Origin of the sequence: Acidovorax sp. NPDC077693, from assembly GCF_044542805.1 — a bacterium.
Classification (GTDB): domain Bacteria; phylum Pseudomonadota; class Gammaproteobacteria; order Burkholderiales; family Burkholderiaceae_C; genus Acidovorax.
Genome location: NZ_JBITVD010000003.1, coordinates 36,310 through 60,165 on the forward strand (window position 1 = coordinate 36,310; position 23,856 = coordinate 60,165).

Sequence of the window (23,856 nt, forward strand, 5' to 3'; positions counted from 1 at the left end):
TGGAAGGGTTTTGACCGCCTGCCGCACCGTAGACAAGCGCCACCAGCTATCAAATGCATAGCGTGCAATGGGGTGGGGCGCGCAATGGGACAATGCAGGCCATGACCGCCGCACCTTCCCACCTCCTTCAAACCCTCACCATCACCCGCCCCGACGACTGGCACCTGCATGTGCGCGACGGCGAGCCGCTGCAGACCGTCGTGCCGCACACGGCCGCGCAGTTCGGCCGCGCGATCATCATGCCCAACCTGCGCCCGCCCGTGACCACGGCGCAGCAGGCGCTCGAGTACAAGCAGCGCATCCTGGCCGCCGTGCCGGCCGGCGTGCAGTTCGAGCCGCTGATGACGCTGTACCTCACCGACAACCTGCCCGCCGACGAGATCGCGCGTGCCAAGGACGCGGGCGTGGTGGCCTGCAAGCTCTACCCCGCGGGCGCCACCACCAACAGCGACGCGGGCGTGACCGACATCCGCAAGACCTACAAGACGCTGGAGGCCATGCAAAAGGCCGGCATGCTGCTGCTGGTGCATGGCGAAGTCACCAGCAGCGACATCGACCTGTTCGACCGCGAGGCCGTCTTCATCGACCAGCAGCTCATCCCGCTGCGCCGCGACTTCCCCGAGCTCAAGATCGTCTTCGAGCACATCACCACCAAGGACGCGGCCGACTACGTGCAGGCATCCGACCGCTTCACGGCCGCCACCATCACCGCGCACCACCTGCTGTACAACCGCAACGCGATCTTCGTCGGCGGCGTGCGCCCGCACTACTACTGCCTGCCCGTGCTCAAGCGCGAGACGCACCGCGTGGCGCTGGTGGAGGCCGCCACCAGCGGCTCCGCCAAGTTCTTCCTGGGCACCGACAGCGCGCCGCACCCCGCACACCTCAAGGAGCACGCCAGCGGCTGCGCCGGCTGCTACACCGCGCACGCCGCGATGGAGATGTACGCCGAGGCGTTCGACAACGCGGGGGCACTGGACAAGCTCGAAGGCTTTGCCAGCTTCCACGGCCCCGACTTCTACAGCCTGCCGCGCAACACCGGCACCATCACCCTGCGCCGCGAGTCCTGGACGCCGCCCGAGAGCTTCGTCTTCGGCGATGCCAACCTCAAGCCCCTGCGCTCCGGTGAAGCGCTGCCGTGGCGACTGGTGTAAGCCCGCCCACCTCCACGTTGCCCTGCGCGATCGACTGGAGCGCTCCCTGGCTGGCGCCGTGGCGCGGCCGGGGCCTGCCGGTGGCGCAGCAGGTGCAGGGCGGCAGCCCGGTCGGCCAGGCGCTGCAGGCTGCGGTGCCTGGGGCTGCGCCGGTGGTGTTCGCCGCCCAGTCCGAGTTGCCCGAGGGCACGGCCTACGAGCAGTACATCTGGCACACCCGCCGCGTACCCACCCGCGACAACCTGCACGACTTCTTCAACGGCCTGGTGTGGCTGCATTTTCCGCAGGCCAAGCGCCGCCTGAACGAACTGCAGGCCCAGGCCATCGCGGCCGATGGCGTGCAGGCCGTGCGCGGGCCGCTGCGCGATTCGCTCACGGTGTTCGATGAAAACGGCGCGCTGCTGCAGGCGCCCGATGCGCTGTGGGATGCCCTTCGCGCGCGGGACTGGCAGCGCCTGTTCATCGACCTGCGCCCGCTGTGGCCCCGGGCCCGGCTGGTGCTGTTCGGCCATGCCTTGCTGGAGAAGCTGGTAGCACCCCGAAAACCCATGGTGGCGCACGTCTATCCAGCGCCAGTAGCTATCAATTCGGGAGTGATCGGTGCTGGGGACGGTCTGGGCGAGCTCGACGCCTGGCTGGCGCAGGCCGTGCAGCCGCACACCTGGGCTGCCAAGCCGTTCGTGCCGCTGCCGGTGCTGGGCGTGCCGGGCTGGTGGCCGGCCAACGAGGCACCCGGCTTTTATGCCGACGCCCAGGTCTTTCGGCCAGCGCCGCGCCCCGGGCCCCGGCCGTAATTCCCGTCAACGCTTGTGTGATCAACGCCGCGCCGCGGGTTTGCACCTACCATAGCGCGATGAAATCGCGGCCATGGGCGGGCCGGCGCGGGGTGCAGGCGGCTTTCCACGCTGGGCGTGCCGCTTGAAGCACCGCCCCCGGCCCCCATCTGGACCAGCGAACACTGTTGTTGTAGTAGACCCCACGGAGAACCCATTCCATGAAGCGGATCCTGTTATTTGTGATGACCAACCTGGCCGTCGTTGTCGTGCTGGGGGTGGTGGCCAGCCTGCTGGGCGTGAACCGCTACCTCACGGCCAACGGGCTGAACCTGGGCGCGCTGCTGGGCTTTGCGCTCATCATGGGTTTTGGCGGCGCGATCATCTCGCTGCTCATCAGCAAGCCCATGGCCAAGTGGACCTCGGGCGTGCGCGTGATCGACGGCACCGGCTCCCCCGATGAGCGCTGGATCGTGGAGACCGTGCGCAAGTTCGCCGACCAGGCCAAGATCGGCATGCCCGAAGTCGGCATCTTCGAAGGCGACCCGAACGCTTTCGCCACGGGGGCCTTCAAGAACTCGGCGCTGGTGGCGGTGTCCACCGGCCTGCTGCAGGGCATGACGCGCGACGAGGTCGAGGCCGTCATCGGCCATGAGGTGGCCCACATCGCCAACGGCGACATGGTCACCATGACGTTGATCCAGGGCGTGATGAACACCTTCGTGGTGTTCCTGTCGCGGGTCATCGGCTACGCGGTCGACAGCTTTTTGCGCAAGAACGACGAGAACAGCTCGGGCCCCGGCATCGGCTACTACGTGACCACCATCGTGCTCGACATCGTGCTGGGCTTCGTCGCCGCGATGATCGTGGCCTGGTTCAGCCGCCAGCGCGAGTTCCGCGCCGACGCGGGTGCCGCCCAGCTCATGGGCCGCCGCCAGCCGATGATCAACGCCCTGGCCCGCCTGGGCGGCATGCACCCCGGCGAGCTGCCCAAGAGCGTCGCCGCCTTCGGCATTGCCGGCGGCATCGGCAAGCTGTTTTCCACCCACCCGCCCATCGAAGAGCGCATCGCCGCGCTGCAGAACGCGCAGCAGTAAGGCGGATTGCACGGGGCTGTCAACGCCCGCCGTGCCCCACACCATCGACCGCCGCAGGGTTTCGCCCTGCGGCGGTTTTTTCATGGGCGCCTCGGCGGGGCCCGGCGCTCGCGGGGGAAGGCCGAGCCGCGGCGAGTGCGGTGGCAGGCGTGTCGAGCGGCTCCTGCCTCTGGGCCCAGGCGTGGGGAGGTGGCCTCAGCTCTCAAGTGTTTGTAACTTTCTGTCGATAAACTCGCCACGGGGCCGGGCAGTGTGGCTTGTCGTGCACGCCGTGCCCCGAAAATCTTCTTACGGAACCCTGTTGTATGTCCATCTCCCACGCACGTGTTGCGGTGCGCCTGGCCCTGGCCTTCGGCGTTGTGTGCCTTGTCATGTCGCTGTCCGCCGCTGTCGGCATCTGGCGGTTGGCGGGGCTGCAGGACATTGCGGATGACCTGGGGGGCGCCTCGTCGGAGCGCGCCTTGCTGGCGCGCGAACTGCACGCCATCGTGGTGCTGAGCTCGGTGCGCGCCGAGACCCTGCTGGAGATCGACAACGCGGCCTACGCGGCCCGCATCGATGCGGACCGCAAGGTCACCTCGGCCCGCTCGGCCGAGGTGCGCAAGCGGCTGGACGAACTCGCGGCCGACCCCGAATCACAGGCCCTGTTCGATGCCATCGACAAGGCCGGTAACGGCTTTCGCACGGTGCGCGACGATCTGGTCAAGCGCCGCAAGGACGGCGAGGCCCTGCCGCCCGACGCCATCGCCACGCGCCTGCGCCCTGCGGCCGATGCGTACGCGGCGTCGGTGAACAAGCTGGCCGAGTACCAGCGCCAGCGCGTGGTGGAAGCCCGCGAAGCCGCTGGCCGCAGCGAAAGCCAGGGCATCGCGCTGCTGGCGGCAGGCTCTGCCGTGGGGCTGCTGCTGAGCCTGGCCTGCGCCTGGCTGCTCTCGCGCTCCATCCTGCAGCCCCTGTCACAAGCGTCCGAAGTGACCGACCGCATCGCCGAAGGCGACCTGACGACCGCCGTGCCCACGCCCACTGCCGGCAACCGCGACGAACTGCAAGCCCTGCTGACACGCCTGGGCGGCATGCAGGCACGGCTGGCCGGGCTGGTGGTGGGCATGCGCCAGGCCAGCACCTCGGTGGCGGGCGCCAGCAGCGAGATCGCCGCGGGCAACAGCGACCTGTCGGCCCGCACCGAGCACACGGCCTCCAACCTGGAAGAAATCGCCGCCAGCATGGAAGAACTGCTGGCCACCGTGCGCCACAGCGCCGACGCCGCCGCGCAGGCCAGCAGCCTGGCCACGGGCGCGAGCGATGTGGCGCGCCGCGGCCGCGAGGCGGTGGACCGCGTGGTCGGCACCATGGACGGCATTGCCCTGTCGTCGCGCCGCATTGCCGACATCACCAGCGTGATCGACGGCATCGCGTTCCAGACCAATATCCTCGCGCTCAACGCCGCGGTGGAGGCCGCCCGCGCGGGCGAGCAGGGCCGCGGCTTTGCGGTGGTGGCGGGCGAGGTGCGCAACCTGGCCCAGCGCTCGGCTACGGCGGCCAAGGAGATCGGCGGCCTGATCAGCGACAGCGTGCGCCAGGTGGACGAAGGCTCCAAGCTCGTGCACGCGGCCGGCAGCACCATGGGCGAGATCGTCGACTCTGTGGGCCAGGTGGCCACCATCATCGGCGAGATCAGCACCGCCGCGCGCGAGCAGACCACGGGCCTGAGCCAGGTGGGCGAGGCCGTGTCGCAGCTCGACCAGATGACGCAGCAGAATGCCGCGCTGGTCGAGGAATCGTCGGCCGCCGCCCAAGGCCTGCGGGTGCAGGCGCAGCAACTGGCCGAGCTGGTGGAGGCGTTCCGCCTGCCCGCCGGCAACGCGCTGCTGCGTTAGACCCTTCCGATCTCAGCGCGCCGCCACCTCCACCCGCCAGCGCCGGCGCGGCGCGCGCAGGGCATGCCGCTTGCGGTACTCGGCCGGCGCCATGCCGGTGTAGCGCGCAAAGATGCGCCGAAAGGCCGCGGGGTCCGCATAGCCGCAGGCCACGGCGATGCTGGGCACGCTCTCCAGCGTCACCTCCAGCATCACCCGGGCGCGCGCGCAGCGCAGGCCGTGCAGGTAGTCCAGCGGCGACTGCGACAGCTCCTGCTGGAAGTGCCGCAGCAGCGTGCGCGTGCTCACCGACGCAGCCTCGGCCAGCCGGGCCAGGGCGTAGGGCTGGTCCAGGTGCGCCTCCATGAAGGCGATGGCGCGCGCCAGGGTGCTGTCGCGCGTGGCCGGGATGTGCTGCTGCGCGTTGGCCTGCAGCGCGGCGCGGGCGCGCTGGTGGTCGGGCGCCATCACGGACTCGCAGGCGGCGGCCAGTTCCGGGCCCATCGCGTGGCGTACCAGGGCGATGGCCAGCAGATTCACGCTGTGCGGCAGCGCGCCGCTGAGCCAGGGCCCGTCGTCCGAGACATCCTGGCCCAGGCTGAGGCCGATGCCCGGAAAGTCCCGCTCGAACCCCGCGATGTAGAACCACGGCAGGCTCGCCTGGCACCCGTTGAGCCGCCCGCTGTGCGCGGCCAGCCAGGCGCCGTTGCCGACGGTGACCAGCTTGCAACCCGCATCGACCGCAATGCCCAGCTGCCGCGACAGCGCGCCGTAGCGGCCCGCCACTGCGCGGATGGCCGGAATGTCCGGCGCGTGGAACGACGGGATGAACAGCGCCTGGGCGGGCGCACGGTTGGCCTCCGGGTCGTCTGACTGGGTGGGGTTGGCGCCATAGGCCGCCAGCGGCCCCGGCAACTGCGGCAGGGGCAGGCCCTCGGCGTCCAGCAGCCGCCAGGCCAGGCGTGGTGCCTGCGCGCCCAGGCGCAAGCCGGCCAGCAGATTCGCGCTGCGCAGCAGGTCGATGAGCTGCAGCGCATTGCCTGCCGCGGACTCGGGCAGCAAAGGGATGTCGATGCGATACACCGCAGGCTCGGTGCGACCCGTCGTGCCGGCGGGCGGGGGGAAACGTGGAGGCTGCATGGCGATATTGGCTCTTTGGATGGCTATTTTCGCTTGTCATGCAGTGGGGTGCAGCTTTTAGCATGGACGTGCTTTTTTGTTCCATCACGGCTTTGCAAGCCGCCACCCACCCTTACGGACCTGCTCCATGCACAAAACCCTTTCTGCCATCGCCCTTGCCGCCGGCCTCGCTGCCAGCGGGCTGGCCGTCGTATCTTCGGCCCACGCTCAAGCGCTCGATGCCGCCGGCTTGCAGGCCATCGACACCGCCGTGAACAAGGTAGCGCCCAAGATGGTCAATTGGCGCCGCGACATCCATGCCCACCCGGAACTGTCGGGCCAGGAGGTGCGCACTGCCAAGCTCGTGGCCGAGCACCTTAAGAAGCTGGGCATGGAGGTGCAGACCAACGTGGGCGGCACCGGCGTGGTGGGCACTCTGCGCGGCGGCCTGCCGGGCAAGGTGGTGGCGCTGCGCGCCGACATGGACGCATTGCCCGTGCCCGAAAACACCGGCCTGCCGTTCGCCTCGAAAGTGAAGGCCAACTACCTGGGCAAGGAAGTGCCGGTGATGCACGCCTGCGGCCACGATGCCCACGTGGCCATGCTCATGGGCGCGGCCGAGGCGCTGGCCGGCATGAAGGCCCAGTTGCCCGGCACCATCAAGTTCATCTTCCAGCCCGCCGAGGAAGGCGCCCCGGTGGAGGCCGACGCCAACGGCAAGGTGCCCAGCTTCGGCGCCAAGGCCATGGTGGAAGAGGGCGCCATGAAGGACGTGCAGGCCATCTACGGCCTGCACATCACGGCCAACCTGCCGTCCGGCGTGGTGGGCTACCGCAGCGGCCCGCTGATGGCCGGCTCGGACAACATCAGCATCCAGGTGGAAGGCCGCGGCGGCCACGGCTCGTCGCCCTGGAACGCGGTCGACCCGGTGGTGGCCGCCAGCCAGGTCGTGCTGGGCCTGCAGACGGTGGTGAGCCGCCAGCTCAACATCAGCCAGGAGCCCGCGGTGGTCACCATCGGCTCCATCCACGGCGGCACGCGCTACAACATCATTCCGGACAACGTGGAGCTGCTGGGCACCCTGCGCACCTTCGACGAAGGCATGCGCCAGGAGGCCTTGAAGCGCATCACCACCACGGCCGAGCAGATCGCAGCATCGAGCGGCGCCAAGGCCAAGGTGCGCTTCGGCCCCGTGGCCTACCCGGTGACCACCAACCCGGCCGAGCTGACTGCCGCATCGCTGCCCGCGCTCAAGCTGGCGTCGGGGGGCAAGGCGATGATCATCCCCAAGGTGAGCGGATCGGAAGATTTTTCGGAGTTCCAGAAGGTGGCGCCCGGCTTCTTCTATTTCCTGGGCGCGCCGCCCAAGGGGGCGGACTTCAACAAGGCACCGTCGAATCACTCGCCGTTGTTCGACATCGATGAAGACCAGTTGCCGGTGGGGGCGCGCACGCTGGCGGCGCTGGCGGTGGATTTCTTGCAGCGCAAGTAGGGCGTGGGGCTCGGCGCTGGTTGTGGTGGCGACTGGGGTTCGGGCTCTTCAGGTTGCGCGGATTGGGCTTGTCGGAACCTGAGCTGTTGCAGCCTCGCCCGTTCGGGTTGAGTTTGTCGAAGCCTGGGCCTGTGCCGGTGATCTGCCCGCTATCCGTTCGGGTTGAGCTTGTCGAAACCTGGGTGCTGCTCGCGGGCTCGCTGATTCGGCAGCATGCCCGTGTTGAGTGCGGGAGCCGGGGTGCGCGCCCGGCGGCGCGGTAACTTTCTCTTGGTTCGCCAAGAGAAAGTCACCAAAGAGAAGGCGACCCCCAGTCTGCGACCCCTTCGCTGCGCTACGGGGCAAACCTGCGTCGGGGCGGTTGCGGGGTGCGCCGTGGAACTCACTGCGCGCCGTTGGCGCTCCGTTTAGACATCCACGGCGAGCTAGATGACGAGGCATGCGCGCTCCGACGCGCATGCTCACCCCGCAACCGCCCCGACGCAGGCGCAGCCACAGGGGGTGGACAGCCGAACAGCCACACGGGCCATCGCGTTGCTCGGCCCCGAACGCGCAGGCGCTTCGCGCCGCGACCGCCAGACCGAGCGCAGCGATGGCCCGTGTGGATGTTCTCTCCCACATCCCTTCAGGATGCGCCGAGGAGCGCAGGGCGGGGGGGAGCGTGTGCCGAAGGACACACGCATCGTGAACTGACTCGCTGCGGATGTTTGAGCGTAGCGCGGCAGCGCGCAGCGAGTTCCGCAGCGCACCCCACGACCGAGCACCGCAGGTTGCCCCACTCGCCCGCAGGGCGAGTGGGGACGCAGGCTGTAGGGTCGCCCTTTCTTTGGTGACTTTCTTTCGGCGACGCGAAAGAAAGTTACTCGCACGCCGGGCGACTCCCGGCCTCCGCCCTTGAACCAGGCACGCGGTACGAATCAGCGAGCCTGCGAGCAGCACCCCGGTTTCGACAAGCTCAACCCGAACGGACGCAGGTCAAGCGCACAGGTTTCGACAACCTCAACCCGACCGTGTGTAGAGCGCAGCGCTCCGACCCACCAGCAGCCGAAACGGCAGCAGCAGCGCCACACCCAACACCAGCTTCACCCCCAGATCCCCCAGCGCCCACGTCACCCACGGATCGTTGCTGCCAGCAAAGGCGATGCTCCAGAACACCGCCGTGTCCAGCACCGCGGCCAACAGCGTGGCCACCAACGGCGCGCGCCACCAGGTGCCGTGGCGCAGCCGGTCGAACACGGCGATGTCCAGCCATTGCGACAGCAAAAACGCCGTGCCGGACGCGATGGCAATGCGCGCAGGGGCCAGTACCAGCGACGCGGCCACCGCCACCGCAAAGCCCACCCAGGCCACGCGGCGTGCCTGCTGCGGGCCGTGGGCGCGGTTGACCAGTTCACTCACCAGGAAGGCCACCGGATAGGTGATGGCACCCCAGGTGAGCCAGTCGTTGATCGGAAACTGCACCAGGATGTTGGAGGCCAGCACCACGGCGGCCATGGCCAGGGCCGCGGCAGCGAACTGCGCGCGGGTCGGGTGCGTCAGCGCAGCCGGCATGCCACCACCACTACGTCAGGCCGTGGTGCCCAGCAGGGCGCGCGCAACCGCCTCGCCCACCTTGATCCCGTCCACCCCTGCCGACAGGATGCCGCCCGCATAGCTCGCGCCTTCGCCCGCCGGGTACAGGCCGGCGGTGTTCAGGCTCTGCAGGTTCTCGCCCCGCCCGATCTTGAGCGGCGACGACGTGCGTGTCTCCACGCCGGTCAGCACCGCATCGTGCATGTCAAAGCCCTTGATCTTGCGGCCGAACACGGGCAGCGCCTCGCGCAGTGCGGCGATGGCGTAGCCGGGCAGGGCGGCGTGCAGGTCGCCCAGGGCCACGCCGGGCTTGTACGAGGGCTCCACATCGCCCAGATGTTTGGACGGCGTGCCTTTGATGAAGTCGCCCACCAGCTGCCCCGGCGCGCTGTAGTCGCGCCCGCCCAGCACGAAGGCGTTGGACTCCAGCTGGCGCTGCAGCACGATGCCCGCCAGCGGGTGGAACTGGCCCTGCGGCAGCGCTTCGATGCCGTGGGTGTGGCCCAGGTGGGCGTCGAAGGCGGCGGCATCGGTGGGGTAGTCGCTCGGGTCGATCCCCACCACCATGCCCGCGTTGGCGTTGCGCTCGTTGCGGGAGTACTGGCTCATGCCGTTGGTGACCACGCGGTTGGGCTCGCTGGTGGCGGCCACCACGGTGCCGCCCGGGCACATGCAGAAGCTGTACACCGCGCGGCCGTTCTGCGCATGGTGCACCAGCTTGTAGTCGGCCGCGCCCAACAGCGGGTGGCCGGCGTGGCGGCCCCAGCGGGCGCGGTCGATGATGCCCTGCGGGTGCTCGATGCGAAAGCCGATGGAAAACGGCTTGGCCTCCATGGCGACGCCGCGGTCGTACAGCATGGCAAAGGTGTCGCGCGAGCTGTGGCCCAGGGCCATCACCACATGGTCGGCGCGCAGGTCGGTGGTCTCGCCCGTGGCCTGGTTCAGCACCTTCAGGCCGCGCAGGTGGCGGGCGTCGCCCGTGCCTTCGACGACCACGTCCGTCACGCGCTGCTCGAAGCGGATCTCGCCGCCCAGCGCGATGATCTGCTCGCGCAGGTTCTCCACCACCTTCACCAGCTTGAAGGTGCCGATGTGCGGGTGGGCCACGTACAAGATTTCTTCCGGGGCGCCGGCCTTGACGAACTCGTTCATGACCTTGCGGCCCAGGTGGCGCGGGTCCTTGATCTGGCTGTAGAGCTTGCCGTCGCTGAAGGTGCCCGCGCCGCCCTCGCCGAACTGCACGTTGCTCTCGGCATGCAGCTCGCGCTTGCGCCACAGGCCCCAGGTGTCCTTGGTGCGCTCGCGCACGGGCTTGCCACGCTCCAGCACGATGGGCTTGAACCCCATCTGCGCCAGCACCAGCGCCGCAAAGATGCCGCAGGGGCCAAAGCCCACCACCACGGGGCGCAGGGGCAGGTCGGCAGGGGCCTGGCCCACGGGGTGCCAGGCCATGTCGGGCGTGGGCTGGATGTGCGGGTGGCTGTCGAACTGCGCCAGCAGCGCGGCTTCATGCTCCGGCTGGGCCAGGGTGATGTCGATGATGTACACCGCCAGCAGGTCCACCTTGCGCGCGTCGAAGCTGCGCTTGAAGACGTGCAGGTCGGTGATGTCGGCCGGTGCCAGGCCCAAGAGCTTGGCCGCGGCGGAGCGCAGCAGGGCGTCGGGGTCTTCGGCGGCCGTGAAGGGCAGCCGGATTTCAGAGAGGCGGATCATGGTCTTGCGGGCCCGTGTCGATCGGGCGGGGTGCAAAGTCGTGGGGCCGTGATTTTACCGGGGAGCGTGCGCCAGCGTGCTGGCGGGTGTTGCCATCGCAGGCGCCACCCGGGGCCGCTGGCTGAGATTGCTATCAAAAGAATAGCTTCTACCGCTTGCTGGATGCGCGGCAGAGGCGTTTTTTACTTCATACTTTGCGCGGTGGCGGCGTCGCCACCCCGGCGCCAGCGCAGTTCCGCCACGCCGAACGCGATGGCCGCCAGCACCAGCGGCAGGAAGTAATACAGCGCGCGGTAGGCCAGCAGCGCGGCCAACACCTTGTCCTGCCCCAGCGCGCCCGCCATGCCGCTGGCCAGCAAAGCCACGCCCACCGCTTCGAGCACGCCCAGCCCAGCGGGCACACGCAGGATGAGCCCGGCCACAGCGCCCAGTTGCACGGTGGCCAGGGCGGCGGGGTAGCTCACCTGGCCCTGCAGCACCGTCCACAGCGCCGCGCCCATCAGCATCCAGTTGGCGGCCGATACGGCCACCTGCCACAGCGCCACGGGCCAGTGCGGCAACGGAAACTCCAGGCCGCGCAACCTGAGCGCCCGGCCCGCGCGCAGCGCGCACAGCGCCACGTAGGCCATGGGCAGGCAGCCGATCAGGGCGCCGCCGGCCCGCCATTGCCAGGGTTCGGCGGCCCAGCCCGCCAGGGCCGGCGGTTGCCACAGCCAGGGCAGCACGGCGGCCAGCAGCAGGTAGCCCACCCAGTTCGTGACGATGCTGGTGCCCACGACCTGGCCGATGGTGCCGTTGTCCACGCCACGCCGCTCGTACAGCCGGTAGCGCACCCCCACGCCACCGATGAGCGAACCCAGGTTCAGGGTGAAGGGGTAGCTGGTCATCGCAATGCCCAGCGTGGCGGGGCGGGAGAGGCGGTGGCCGGTGCAGTGGCGGCCGATCAGGTCGAAGGTGCCGTAGGTGCAGTGGCTGGCCAGCGCCAGCGCGCCGGCGATGGCCAGCACGCTGACCGGCAAGGCCTGCAGTGCCTGCCCCACGGCGGGCCAGTCCACGGTGCGTGCCTGCCGCACGATGAGCCAAGCCACCACCGCGAAGAACGCCAGCGCCAGGCCGCGGGTGAGCCAGGGCCACCAGGGGCGCTGCGTGATGCCGCGCCAGCCCGGGGTGGGCGCGGCATGCAGGTCATCGCTGTCGCTGCCGGGCTCCAATGCAAGGGGGTGGGGAGTGCTGGCAGCCATGGCGGGCGGTGTGGTTATGAGCGGCGCACGGTGCGGGGGTGCATCAAGCGGCGACACCGGCGTTCGGCGCAGTCGCCTGGGCCGCAGCGCCGTGGGTGGCGCCGTCCGCCTGGGTGGATGCGGCGGCAGCCGTCGCTGCTGCTGCTTCCGCCTCGGCGCGCACCATGGTGATGGTGGGCTGGTGCCGGGGCAGCCAGCCCGCCCACGTGGGGAACCAGCGCATCAGGTGGAACACCAGGTAGCTGCGCATCAGCCGCAGGCCATCGAAGCGCCCGGACGGCTGGGGCTTGATCTGCTTGCAGCTGTTCTCCATCAGGTGCGACAGCCGGCCATACAGGTGGTCGTTGAAGGCGCGGTCGCGGATGATGACGTTGGCTTCGAGGTTCAGCGACAGGCTCAGCGGGTCGAGGTTGCTCGAACCCACGGTGGACCACTCGTCGTCCACCAGCGCCACCTTGCCGTGCAGCGGGCGGTCGCAATACTCGTAGATGCGCACGCCGGCGCGCAGCAGGTGGTCGTACAGCATGCTGGCGGCGGTGCGCACGATGGCCATGTCGGGCTGGCCCTGCAGGATCAGCCGCACGTCCACACCGCGCTTGGCGGCGCGCCGCATCTCGCGGATGAAGCGGTAGCCCGGAAAGAAATACGCATTGGCGATCACCACGCGGTCACGCGCCGAGCGCAGAGCCACCCGGTAGTGGCGCTCGATGTCGTTGGTGTGATGGTGGTTGTCGCGCGTGACGAAGATCGCGTCGGCGCTGCCTGCCGTGGCCGGCTCCTTTTGCTGTGCCTTGCGATCCGGCTGTTGCGGCCTGCGGCCGCCGCGACCCAGCACCGCCTCGCGTGCAAAGCGGTGCATCTGCGCCACGATGGGGCCGCGCATCGCCACCGAGTAGTCCTGCTTGGCCTCGGGCCCGAAGTCCGCCACATGGTCGGCCGAGTAGTTGATGCCGCCGATGAATCCCAGCTCGCCATCCACCACCACGATCTTGCGGTGCATGCGGCGCAGCACGTTGAGCCGCTGCCCCATGAAGCGGCGGCCCGGGTCGAAGATGCGAAAACGCACACCCGCCCCGACCAGGCTGCCCACGAACTCGTCGGACAGGTCGGGCGAGCCGAAGCCGTCCACCAGCACATGCACTTCCACCCCGCGGTCGGCCGCGGCGAGCAGGGCTTCGTGCAGCTGCTTGCCGATCTTGTCCTCGAACAGGATGAAGGTCTCCAGCACTACCTCGCGCTGCGCTGCACGGATGGCCTCGAAAACGCGGGGGAAGAACTCCTCGCCGTTTTCCAGCAGCTCGAAATGGTTGCCGGGCACCCAGCGCGAAGAGCGCGGTGGCCTGAAGTTGGGGCGTCGCAGGTTCATAGGTAGATCTCCGCGGCCAGTGGGGCGTGGTCCGACAGCTTGTCCCACGGCTTCTTGGGCAGGGTCAGCGGCGAGTGCACCGACGCGTTGCGCACGTAGATGCGGTCCAGCGCCAGCAACGGCATCGACGCAGGGAAGGTGCGCACCGCGCGGCCGAAGGCCTGTACGAAGACCTCCTCCAGCCCTGCGCCGCGGTGCAGGATGGAATGGGCGCGGTGGCGCCAATCGTTGAAGTCGCCCGCCAGCACCACGGGTTCGTCCTTCGGAAACGTGTTCACCAGGTCGCACACCAGCTTCAACTGCCGCTGGCGGTGCGACTCCTGCAGGCCCAGGTGCACGCAGACCGCGTGCACCGGCAGGTGGTGGCCCGGCGGCTGCAGCACACAGTGCAGCATGCCGCGGCGCTCGGGCCCGGCAATCGAGATATCGTGGTTGTCATAGCGGGTGATGGGGAACTTGGACAACAGCGCGTTGCCGTGGTCGCCGTTGTCATACACCGCGTTGCGTCCGTAGGCGTATTGCGACCAGATGGTGTCCGCCAGAAACTCGTAGTGCGGCACCTGCGGAAAGTTGGCGAGCCGGCTGGCATGCTTGTGGTGCGTGCCCTGCACCTCTTGCAGAAACACCAGGTCTGCCTCCACCTCCCGCACTGCTTCGCGCAGCTCATGCAGCATGAAACGCCGGTTGAATGTGGTGAAGCCCTTGTGCACGTTCACGGTCAGAACCTTGAACGCAATGGGCTGGGATGGGGTGGTGGCCATGGGCAAACAATCGTTGTGGAATCCCTGCAGCGAAAGCGCCATGCAGGGCGGTCCGAAGGGTGAAACGATTGTTGTGGCCGTGGTGCGTGGCCTCTGTAGGACGTCTGGCCGTTGGCATGTGCTGCCGTGGCCGAAAAAGGCGTGCAGTACGGCGGCGCAATGCGCAGCAGGGGTCGATCAGCAACCCGACCTCGGCCTCAAACTCGCGCGCCCTCGGCCGGCGCCACCGTGGATCTGGTTCTTGCAGTCCACGGGTGGCGTCCCCCCCGGGAGGAGATGGCGCGCAGCGCCTCAGGGGGGCTTTACGCGGGCAGGAAGCCTTCCACGGACAGGTAGCGCTCGCCCGTGTCGTAGTTGAAGCCCAGCACCTTGGCGCCCGCAGGCAGCTCAGGGAGTTTCTGCGCAATGGCGGCGAGCGTGGCGCCCGAGGAGATGCCGACCAGCAGCCCCTCTTCGCGCGCGCTGCGGCGGGCGTATTCACGCGCCGGTTCGGCATCGACCTGGATCACGCCATCGAGCACGCTGGTGTCCAGGTTCTTGGGCACAAAGCCCGCGCCGATACCCTGGATGGGGTGGGGGGCCGGCGCGCCGCCCGAGATCACGGGCGACGCCGTGGGCTCGACCGCGAACACCTTGAGGTTCGGGAATTTGGCTTTCAGCACCCGCGCCACGCCCGTGATGTGCCCGCCCGTGCCCACGCCCGTGATCAGCACGTCCACGCCGTCCGGGAAGTCCGCCAGGATCTCCTGCGCGGTGGTGCGCACATGCACATCGATGTTGGCGGGGTTCTCGAACTGCTGCGGAATCCACGACCCGGGCGTCTGGGCCTGCAGCTCCTGCGCGCGGGCGATCGCGCCCTTCATGCCCTTTTCGCGCGGCGTCAGGTCGAACTGCGCGCCGTAGGCCAGCATCAGGCGGCGCCGCTCGATGCTCATGCTGTCGGGCATCACGAGGATGAGCTTGTAGCCCTTGACGGCCGCCACCAGAGCCAGGCCGATGCCGGTGTTGCCCGAGGTGGGCTCGATGATGGTGCCACCGGGCTGGAGCGCGCCCGACTTCTCGGCGTCTTCCACCATCGACAGCGCAATGCGGTCCTTGATGGAGCCACCGGGGTTGCTGCGCTCGGACTTCACCCACACATTGGCCGCCGGGCCAAAAATGCGGTTGATGCGCACGTGCGGCGTGTTGCCGATGGTTTGCAGAATGTTGTCAGCTTTCATGGCGTCTCCTGTGAAGGTCGATTCAATGGGTAGGGGTGACGGGGTGCCCCAATGCCAGCCGGTGAGGGGCCAGATAAACAACCATCCGTTGAGACTGAGCCTGTCGGAGTCAGGGCACGATGGCGTGGCTGGCCTTTCGACAGATCGGGATGGACGGGTCACCGACCGGCATTGCGGTGTCCCGCGCATTCTGAACCAGTTGTTCGATAGCCCCGGTGATATGGATATATCCGAGGTGCCACTTCCCGCCTTCCCGCCTTTTCGTCATTCCAGCTGCGCTCACCGCAGCGGGCTGATCTCCACCCGCATCGCCCGATCCACCGGCGTGATCTCCACCCGCACCGGCAGGCCCAGCGCAATCGTCTGCGCATTGGTGGCCGTGTGCTGCGTGACCTCGGTGCAGGTGTAGCGCGCGGCCCGCCCGCTGCGCCACACGGCCAGCGCCAGCGGCAGCATCCACTGGTCCGCCAGGTGCGGCCCCAGCGCGCCCTGGCTACGCTGGTATGTACGCACCTCGTCCGCCAGCCGCTTGGCCACCTGCTCGGCCGACAGGCTGCGCTCGCCCAGCTGGCAGAACACCTCGGTCACGTGCTCGTATTCCAGCGTGGCGATGAGCGCATTGCCCGGCCCTTCGTTTTGCCGCGTGGGCGGGTTGCGCAGCTGCCCCGCTTCGAACGTCCAGCCCATGCGTTGGCCCAGGGCCTCCAGTTCGCGGTGCGCAATGTTGCGCGCCAGGCCCGGCACCAGCGCTTCGCCATAAGCGTTGAGCAGCGCCCCGCGCTCCACCACGTCCACCGGTGTCAGCGGCTGTGCCGACGGCGTGATGTGCGCCACCAGCTCGCCGCCCCCGGCGGGGTAGAAGCCGCGCCGCTGCAATTGCAGGTCCAGCCCCACTCCCAGGCGCCGCACCAGGGGTGCAAACGACCGCTCCAGAAAGTCGAACGGCGGCGCCATCGGGTTGTGCGTGCCGCCTGATAGCTGCACACGGCTTTCGCCATTGGCCAGCATCAGGGCGGGCAGCACCGTCTGCAGCACCAGCAGGCAACTGCCCGCCGTCGCGATCTGAAACCGGTAGTCGCCCGCCTGCACCGCGCCGGGTGTGAACAGCAGCGTCTGCGAGCCCAGCTCGGCGCCGTCCGCCTGCCCGCCGCTCACGGCCACCGCAGCCTGCACGCAGGCCAGGTGCTGGCGCATCAGACCCGGCTTGGGCCGCCCCGCCCGGATGCGCGTGATGTGCAGCGGCCGGCCGGTGACCATGGAAAGCGCCAAGCCGGTGCGCAGGATCTGGCCGCCGCCCTCGCCGGTGGAGCCGTCGAGGGTGAGGGGCGATAGAGCGAGCTCCGTCATGGCGACACCTCCGCTGCCACACCCCCGGCGCGGTGGCTGTACCGCAGCACCGTGTCATGCAGCAGCACATCCAGCGCAGCATGCCCCGGCACGGGCAGCGGCTGCACAGGCTCGGCCGCGTTGCGTGCCAGCTCGGCCTCGATGAACGCGTGGATGCCGGGCCAGCGCGGGCTGGTGGCGGCCTCGCCGGCGCGCATTTTCACCTCCAGCAGGGCGTTGATCTCCGCGACCAGCGCGGCGTCGGCCACCGGGTCCAGCGTGTGCTGGGCCAGCTCGGCAAAGCGCATGGGCGGCACGCCGGGGCGTGTGCGGATCCAGCGCGCAGCCAGCAGCGGGCGCAGCACGTACAGGTACTTTTTGTAGCGCACCTCGTCGGCCTGCAGATGCTCGCGAAAGTTCTTCTTGGCCATGGAGCTGTAGTGGTGCCATCCCTTGGCGTTGGAGAAGACGTTCTCTGCCAGCGCGCGGAACGGCGCCATGGTGGCCGCCTCTTCGCGGTAGACGATGGGCGAGCGCAGCCACTCCAGCAGCGTGGGGTTGGACTCGCGCAGCAGCCCCAGCGCCTTGCGCAGGTCCCAGCCGTTGATGTCCAGGTCGCCACTGATCGGCACCTCGATCACATCGCGGCCGGGTGCCACTGTGAGGTACCAGGGCAGCCGGTGCACGTAGATGAAGCGCACGTCGTAGTCGCTGTCGGGCGATGCAAAGCCCCAGCCGCGGCTGCCGGACTCGCAGGCGAAGAGGATGGTCACGTCGTGCGTGGCTTCGATGCGCTGCAGTTCCTGCATGACTTGCGCGCGCATGTGCGGCTCCACCGGGTGGGCGGAACGGAGCATTTCTGTTTGTTGTTCTTCTTGCGTATGCATAAAAAATGGCTGGAGCGCTGGATGGATAAGCGTTAGCAGCTATAAAAAATGTAGTAATTTCTGCAATCCTGCGCAACTGGCGCGGCCCGGGCGAGAGATGCCAAGCAAGGGCCGCCCCGCAGCGAGGGCGTCGTCCCCCTGGAGGGAAGCCGCGAAGCGGCTCAGGGGGCTACCCCTTCACGCACACCACCTGCTTGAGCGTATACACCACCTCCACCAGGTCTTCCTGCGCTGCCATCACCGCGTCGATGTTCTTGTACGCCATCGGGATCTCGTCGATCACGTCGGCGTCCTTGCGGCATTCCACGCCTTCGGTCGCTTTGATCTGGTCTTCGACCGTGTACATCTTCTTGGCCTTGGTACGGCTCATGGTGCGGCCCGCGCCGTGGCTGCAGCTGTTGAAGCTCTCGGGGTTGCCTTTTCCGCGCACGATGAAGCTCTTGGCCCCCATGCTCCCCGGGATGATCCCCAGCTTGCCTTGCTCGGCACTCACCGCGCCCTTGCGGGTCACGAACACGTCCTGCCCGAAGTGCGTTTCGCGCTGCACGTAGTTGTGGTGGCAGTTCACCGCTTCCACGTGCGTCTCGAACGGCTTGGTGATCACTTTTCGCAGCGCGGCGATCACGCGGCCCATCATCACCTCGCGGTTGGCGGCGGCGAACTTCTGCGCCCACCCCACGGCCTTCACGTAGTCGCCGAAGTACTGCGCGCCTTCCTCGAAGTACGCCAGGTCTTTGTCGGGCAGATTGCGCTGGTTCATCTCGGCGTCCTTCTTGGCCAGCTCGATGAAGTGGGTGCCGATGGCGTTCCCCACACCGCGCGAACCGGAGTGCAGCATCACCCACACGGACTGGTGTTCGTCCAGGCAGATCTCGATGAAGTGGTTACCCGTTCCGAGCGTTCCCAGGTGCTTGTAGTTGTTGGTCTTCTCAATGCGCGGGTGCGCTTCGCAGATTTCCTTGAACTCGTCCACCAGCGCCGACCAGGCGCGGTCGGTTTCGGCAGGCGGGGTATCCCAGCTTCCTTTATCGCGGCCGAAGTGCTTGGGCGTCATCCCTACCGGCACGGCGCGCTCGATGGCGGCACGCACGCCGGACAGGTTGTCGGGCAGGTCGCTGGCGGTCAGCGTGGTCTTGCACGCCATCATTCCGCAACCCAGGTCCACACCCACGGCGGCGGGGATGATGGCTTTGAGCGTCGGCACGACCGAGCCGATGGTGGCGCCGATCCCCAGGTGCACGTCGGGCATCACCGCCACGTGCTTGAACACGATGGGCAGGCGGGCGATGTTGCGCAGCTGGTTCTTGGCTTCTTCTTCCACGGGCACGCCGTTCGTCCACATCTTCACGGGGACGCCATTGGGTACTTCGAGTTGTTCGTAGTTGCTCATTTCGTTCTTTCGTCTTTGTCGTTCATTGAACCATTCCGCGCGCTGCGGCCTGGGCGTAGTTCTTCAGTTCGTCGTCGTTCTTCACTTGCCGTATGAATGCGTCCATGTGCGCCTGCAATTCCTGGGGGCGCTTCAGGCGCACACCCTCGTGACCGATCCCGTGCAATGCCGATTCCTGGGCAGCCCGGTAAGGCATCGCCAGCATCTCGCAGAACACCTGCCACATCGCGTCGCGCCATTCAGGGATGTCCTTGGCGTTCCAGAACGTGGGCCACACGTCAAACCACATGTAGCTCACGAAGTACAGGCGGTCGCTTCGGCTCCCGATGGGGCTCGGCCCGGTGTCCAGGCGCGGGCCGAGGCAGTCGCGCCACAAGGTGGGCAGGGCCCGCATCATGCGCATAGCGTCGGCCAGGGGCACGGACGGGTCGTTCACCATGTGCGGGATGTCGCCCGCGTTGTTGCTCATCACATGGTTCAGGCCCATACCCACGTGCTCGTCGCTGTAGGGCGCCAGGTCGGTGCCCGCATTGGCGAACAGCACGGTCTGGATGTGTGTCCATTGCAGCGGCGTGGCGTCGAACTCCGGCTCGTCGATCAGCCAGTACCACTCCTGCCCGCTCTTGTCGGGCACGGGGCGGTCGAAAAGGTAGCGCAATGCCGCGCTGTAGACCGCTGGATCCAGGTTGATCGACTCGCAACTCACGGGCGTCTCCTTACGGTTCGTGCGCCTTTCACGTGCGGTCAGTTTCTTTGCTTTCATCTCGATTTCTCTTTCTTCATGAGAATCAACGCATCTTCACGAGGCCATTCAGCACCTGGTCCAGGCCGCCAAACACCGAGATCTTGTCGATCCGCTCGGCCACCCGCTCCAGCGTCTCCAGCTCCTTCATGCGCAGGGCGACGGGGTTGTCCTCCATCACCTTGGCGGTGTTGAGCAGCGACCGCGTGGCAGCGGTTTCCTCGCGGCGGCGGATCACGTTGGCCTGGGCCTGCTTTTCCGCCTGCACCACCTGGGTCAGGATGGCTTTCATCTCGCCGGGCAGCACGATGTCCTTCACACCCACGCTCTCCAGTTGCATGCCGTAGGGCTGCAGCTTGGTGGCCAGGTGCGCGGTCACCACCTCGTCGATCACCGTCTTGTTCTCCAGCAGCTCGTCGAGCGTGCGGGTGCCCACGGCGGCGCGCAGCGCAAACTGCAGCTCGCGGTACAGGTAGTCGGCAGGCTTTTGCAGCTGGGCAAAGGCTTGCAGCACATCCGTGATGCGGTAGGTGGCCGACAGGTTCAGGCGCAGGCTCACCTTGTCGCGGGTCATGATGTCCTGGCCCGAGACCTCCACGGCCTGCAGGCGCAAATCCACCAGTTCCACGGCGATGGTGCGGCCATACTTCCAGAACGCGTAGGCACCGGCGGTCAGCAGGCGCTCGACCTTGCCGTCCAGCGTCAGCAGCGCGCACTGGCCTTCGGGCACCTGCACCTGCAGCACGCCGTTCAGGCCGGTCACTGCCCGTTGGCGCAGTGGCGTCTGCGTCAGGCGGGCGACCAGGTCGGCGGGCAGCTCGGCACCGTTGTGCAGGTTCACCACCTGCACGGCCACGTCCACCAGGCCCTTCCAGTACAGGCGGCGCGTGCCGGGCGGCAGGATTTCGACCAGCACGCCGTTCTCGCTGCGCAGGCCCGCTTCGCGCTCCGACAGGTTCACCTGCACGAAGTGCTCGGCCACCACGGCAGGCTCCTGCGCCATCAGGTAGTCGGCCAGGCCGTGCGTGAACGCGGGTTGCTCCAGGGCGAAGGTTTCCACGCGCAGCGTGTCCAGGCCGGCAAACAGCCAGTGCGTACCGCTCTGCAGCACGCGGTCGAAATCGCCATTGCGCAGCAGCAGGGCGCGTTCGTTCTTCTTGACGGTGATGCGTTGGATCTTGTTGTTCAGCATTTCTTTTTCTCCTTGTGGCGGTCCGCGTTGCGGAGTCCTCGTTCGTTCGTTCGTCTTCTCTTCTTCGTCGTCGTTGTCATGTCGGCTGCCGCACAGCGCAGGCAACACGACCCCAATCCCGATAGGGCGCCGTTACAGCGGCGGCGGGGCTCCAGGCAGTGCAGCCGCGGGCCTTGCAGTGCGCCGTGGTTGCTGCCCTGCAAGCAGGGCGGCAGCGTGGCTGGCTGCGGGCGCGGGCTGCACCGGGGTCTGGTGCAAACCGCCGCCGGCTGACGGAGTGCCTGCGGGGGCTGCCGTGCAGCAGCCTTTGCCTGCGCCCCGCGTCCGGCGGGTGGTCTTTCGACCGTTTCTTCAAAGCTCCGGCCTTGCGGCCGGAAGAATGGACAGGAGTCGAACCTGTGACAGACCCTTGCGGGTTGCTCTTCCTCTGAGCTACCAGTGGTGGCACGCCTGGAGTCGAACCAGACACGTCCTTTCGGAGTGGTCTCCACGACCGTGCCGTGACCAGACGCTGGCGAAGTGCGGCATGCAGGGGGTCGACGAGGGCCTTGAGGGCCCCTGGAACCTCGGCACCGGCAGGGCGAACTTGTGTCCTAACCCTGGCCTGTGAGCGGTCTGCGTTTGCGGCTGGTACTTATCTATTGCCAGATGCGTGCCAGCTTGTGAAATTACGGGTGAAAAATCGCAAGTCATTGATTCATATGAACTTTCTGACATGAAGAAAATTCTTTGTCACCATCAATTCGGTCAGAAGATAGAATTAAAGCTAGTCAATTAGCTAAACATGATGCACAAAGAAAAAGTGGTCATCGGCTTCCTGGGCACTCAGCTGGACGCAGGCAAGGGGGCAGGCCGCTGGGAGAAGTGGCGCCCCACGGTGTCGCTGGCCCAGCACGAGGATGTGGTCGTCAAGCGGATGGAGCTGCTCTACACCCCTCCTCACCATGAACTGGCCCACCAGGTGCGCACGGACATCCACACTGCGTCGCCTGAGACCACCGTCCACCTCGTGAAGCTCGACATCGCCGACCCGTGGGACTTCGGCGAGGTCTACGCCACGCTGTTCGACTGGACGCAGGGCTACCGCTTCGACACCGAGCGCGAGGCGTACTGGACGCACATCACCACCGGCACGCACGTCGCGCAGATCTGCCTGTTCCTGCTGGTGGAGTCGCGCCGCATCCCCGGTGTGCTGGCGCAGACATCACCGCCAAAGCGCCAGCAGATGGGCGACCCGGGCAGCTACGCGCTGATCGACTTGGACCTGTCGCGCTACGACGTGATCGCGCATCGCTTCGGCGCCGAGCAGCGCGATGCGCTCGACTTCCTCAAGAGTGGCATCGCCACGCGCAATGCGCGCTTCAACGCATTGATCGAAGAGGTCGAGCGCGTGGCGGTGCGCTCGCGCGCACCCATCCTGTTCACAGGGCCCACGGGGGCGGGCAAGTCGCACCTGGCGCGGCGCATGTTCGAGCTCAAGAAGGCCCGCCACCAGGTGGAGGGCGAATTCGTCGAAGTGAACTGCGCCACCCTGCATGGCGACGGCGCTGCCTCCACGCTGTTCGGCCACAAGAAGGGCGCCTTCACGGGCGCCGCGGCCGACCGCGCGGGCCTGCTGCGCACGGCGCACAAGGGCGTGCTTTTTCTCGACGAGATCGGCGAGTTGGGGCTGGACGAGCAGGCCATGCTGCTCAAGGCCGTGGAGGAAAAGCGCTTCTACCCCATGGGCAGCGACCGCGAGGTGAGCAGCGACTTTGAGCTGATTGCAGGCACCAACCGCGACCTGCGCACCGAGGTCGCGGCGGGGCGATTTCGCGAAGACCTGTACGCGCGCATCAACCTCTGGAGCTACCAGCTACCGGGCCTGGCCCAGCGGCCCGAAGATATCGAGCCCAACCTGGACCACCTGCTCGCGCGCACCGGGGCCGAGCTGGGCCGCATGGTGCGCCTGTCGGCCGAGGCGCGCGCGGCCTACCTGCGCTTTGCGCAGTCAAGCGACGCGCTGTGGAGCGGCAACTTCCGCGACCTGTCGGCCAGCGCCACGCGCCTGGCCACGCTGGCCGACAGCGGCCGCATCGGCCTGCCCCTGGTCGAGGCCGAGATCGCCCGCCTGCGCTGGCTGTGGCAGGCCGCCCGGGATGCGCGCGATGGCATGGCCCATGCAGGCGCTGGCACCGTCGGCCGCGACGACCTGGTGGAACTGCTGGGCGAGGAGGCGGTGGCTGCGCTGGACCTGTTCGACCAGTTGCAACTGGCCGCGGTGCTGCAGGTGTGCCGGCAGTCGCGCACCCTGTCGGATGCGGGACGGCAACTCTTCAACGCGTCGCGCACGCAGCGCACCGTGGTCAACGATGCGGACCGGCTGCGCAAGTTTCTGGCGCGGTTTGGGCTGGATTGGGAGCGTGTCAGCCGCACTGGATAAAGGCTGCGCGTTGCGCCACACGGGAGGTGGGATAATCCAGCCCGTGAAGCACGCCAGACCGCCGCTGGTGCAATCTGGGAAACCAGGCACTGGAGGAACGTCCGGACTGCACAGGACAGCGTAGCAGCTAACGGCTGCCCACCGTGAGGTGAGGATCAGAGCAACAGAGACGAGTCCGGGTGGAAACTACCTGCCGCGGAGTGTTCTGTGAGGCGCCAGCGCAAGCTGGCGAGAGGACAGCGAGAGCTGTCCGAACCCGGCGAAAGCCGGGTCCGAGCAGCCACCCCGAGCGGGCAAGCCCGCTCGGGGTGAAACGGGCAATCTCTACGCGCAGCAATACCAAGTAGGCCAGCGTTGATGTGGTTCCGCAGAGCTGGCGGGTAGGTAGCACCGAGCCGTGGTGGCGACACCCGGCCCAGATTAATGGCGGTCACACTGCGGGCAACCGTGGTGCACAGAATCCGGCTTATCGGCGTGCTTCACACTTTATTCCGACGACCCGGCACACCGGCAGCAGCGACAGCCGCAGCATC

Annotated in this window: 18 protein-coding genes and 1 other RNA gene; 7 read left to right on the forward strand and 12 right to left on the reverse strand. The window is 67.8% G+C overall.

The window, feature by feature from the left end; translation table 11 throughout:
* Positions 1-92 precede the first annotated feature (92 nt).
* From pyrC to ACIGHN_RS04205, 4 genes are all read left to right on the forward strand, one after another.
* Positions 93-1,154, forward strand: a complete 1,062-nt coding sequence (gene pyrC, locus ACIGHN_RS04190) for a dihydroorotase (protein ID WP_396503394.1) — start codon at positions 93-95, stop codon at positions 1,152-1,154.
* Positions 1,139-1,948 (forward strand): DUF3025 domain-containing protein, encoded by an 810-nt coding sequence (locus ACIGHN_RS04195; protein WP_235507266.1) that lies wholly within the window; start codon positions 1,139-1,141, stop codon positions 1,946-1,948. The genes pyrC and ACIGHN_RS04195 overlap by 16 nt, the downstream gene beginning before the upstream one ends.
* A 200-nt stretch (positions 1,949-2,148) precedes the next feature.
* Positions 2,149-3,024, forward strand: coding sequence for a protease HtpX (gene htpX / locus ACIGHN_RS04200; RefSeq protein ID WP_056163883.1), 876 nt, complete (start codon positions 2,149-2,151; stop codon positions 3,022-3,024).
* Positions 3,025-3,329: 305 nt separating this feature from the next.
* The gene (locus tag ACIGHN_RS04205) at positions 3,330-4,901 is read left to right on the forward strand and encodes a methyl-accepting chemotaxis protein (RefSeq protein ID WP_396503395.1); all 1,572 of its coding nucleotides are present in this window, start codon (positions 3,330-3,332) and stop codon (positions 4,899-4,901) included.
* Between the two features lie 12 nt (positions 4,902-4,913).
* On the opposite strand, the gene ACIGHN_RS04210 is transcribed toward ACIGHN_RS04205, so the two are convergent.
* The gene (locus tag ACIGHN_RS04210) at positions 4,914-6,020 is read right to left on the reverse strand and encodes a GlxA family transcriptional regulator (RefSeq protein WP_396503396.1); all 1,107 of its coding nucleotides are present in this window, start codon (positions 6,018-6,020) and stop codon (positions 4,914-4,916) included.
* A gap of 127 nt (positions 6,021-6,147) precedes the next feature.
* Between ACIGHN_RS04210 and ACIGHN_RS04215 the strand changes: the two genes are divergently transcribed.
* Positions 6,148-7,491, forward strand: coding sequence for an amidohydrolase (locus ACIGHN_RS04215; protein WP_396503397.1), 1,344 nt, complete (start codon positions 6,148-6,150; stop codon positions 7,489-7,491).
* A 999-nt stretch (positions 7,492-8,490) separates the two neighbouring features.
* Here the strand turns inward: ACIGHN_RS04215 and ACIGHN_RS04220 are convergent.
* The 11 genes from ACIGHN_RS04220 to ACIGHN_RS04270 all read right to left on the reverse strand — a co-directional run bounded on the left by ACIGHN_RS04220 (position 8,491) and on the right by ACIGHN_RS04270 (position 20,901).
* Positions 8,491-9,042: a VUT family protein gene (locus ACIGHN_RS04220; RefSeq protein WP_056417028.1), complete on the reverse strand. Its 552-nt coding sequence runs from the start codon at positions 9,040-9,042 to the stop codon at positions 8,491-8,493.
* A gap of 15 nt (positions 9,043-9,057) precedes the next feature.
* A complete protein-coding gene (locus ACIGHN_RS04225; RefSeq protein ID WP_396503398.1) occupies positions 9,058-10,776 on the reverse strand; it encodes an NAD(P)/FAD-dependent oxidoreductase in 1,719 nt (572 codons plus the stop codon).
* Between the two features lie 182 nt (positions 10,777-10,958).
* Positions 10,959-12,017, reverse strand: a complete 1,059-nt coding sequence (locus tag ACIGHN_RS04230; RefSeq protein ID WP_396503399.1) for a lysylphosphatidylglycerol synthase domain-containing protein — start codon at positions 12,015-12,017, stop codon at positions 10,959-10,961.
* A gap of 43 nt (positions 12,018-12,060) precedes the next feature.
* Positions 12,061-13,383 carry a cardiolipin synthase ClsB gene (clsB, locus tag ACIGHN_RS04235; protein WP_396503400.1) on the reverse strand — a complete coding sequence of 441 codons (1,323 nt, stop codon included), beginning with the start codon at positions 13,381-13,383 and terminating at the stop codon, positions 12,061-12,063.
* Positions 13,380-14,144 (reverse strand): endonuclease/exonuclease/phosphatase family protein, encoded by a 765-nt coding sequence (locus ACIGHN_RS04240; RefSeq protein WP_056163840.1) that lies wholly within the window; start codon positions 14,142-14,144, stop codon positions 13,380-13,382. Before ACIGHN_RS04240 ends, clsB begins: the two co-directional genes overlap by 4 nt.
* 302 nt (positions 14,145-14,446) lie before the next feature.
* The gene (gene cysK / locus ACIGHN_RS04245) at positions 14,447-15,364 is read right to left on the reverse strand and encodes a cysteine synthase A (protein WP_056417040.1); all 918 of its coding nucleotides are present in this window, start codon (positions 15,362-15,364) and stop codon (positions 14,447-14,449) included.
* Between the two features lie 279 nt (positions 15,365-15,643).
* Positions 15,644-16,711 carry an RNA 3'-terminal phosphate cyclase gene (gene rtcA / locus ACIGHN_RS04250; RefSeq protein WP_396503401.1) on the reverse strand — a complete coding sequence of 356 codons (1,068 nt, stop codon included), beginning with the start codon at positions 16,709-16,711 and terminating at the stop codon, positions 15,644-15,646.
* On the reverse strand, positions 16,708-17,547 hold the full coding sequence (locus tag ACIGHN_RS04255) for a nucleotidyltransferase domain-containing protein (RefSeq protein WP_396503402.1): 840 nt from the start codon (positions 17,545-17,547) through the stop codon (positions 16,708-16,710). The genes rtcA and ACIGHN_RS04255 overlap by 4 nt, the downstream gene beginning before the upstream one ends.
* Before the next feature lie 199 nt (positions 17,548-17,746).
* Complete coding sequence (locus ACIGHN_RS04260) at positions 17,747-18,967, reverse strand: RtcB family protein (protein WP_396503403.1); 1,221 nt, start codon at positions 18,965-18,967, stop codon at positions 17,747-17,749.
* A 22-nt stretch (positions 18,968-18,989) separates the two neighbouring features.
* Positions 18,990-19,673, reverse strand: a complete 684-nt coding sequence (locus ACIGHN_RS04265) for a hypothetical protein (protein WP_235504017.1) — start codon at positions 19,671-19,673, stop codon at positions 18,990-18,992.
* 82 nt (positions 19,674-19,755) lie between these two features.
* Complete coding sequence (locus ACIGHN_RS04270; RefSeq protein WP_396503404.1) at positions 19,756-20,901, reverse strand: slipin family protein; 1,146 nt, start codon at positions 20,899-20,901, stop codon at positions 19,756-19,758.
* A gap of 787 nt (positions 20,902-21,688) precedes the next feature.
* Here ACIGHN_RS04270 and rtcR point away from each other — a divergent pair.
* The gene (gene rtcR / locus ACIGHN_RS04275) at positions 21,689-23,323 is read left to right on the forward strand and encodes an RNA repair transcriptional activator RtcR (RefSeq protein ID WP_396503405.1); all 1,635 of its coding nucleotides are present in this window, start codon (positions 21,689-21,691) and stop codon (positions 23,321-23,323) included.
* Between the two features lie 45 nt (positions 23,324-23,368).
* Positions 23,369-23,808: RNase P RNA component class A (rnpB, locus tag ACIGHN_RS04280), an RNA gene on the forward strand.
* Positions 23,809-23,856 lie beyond the last annotated feature (48 nt).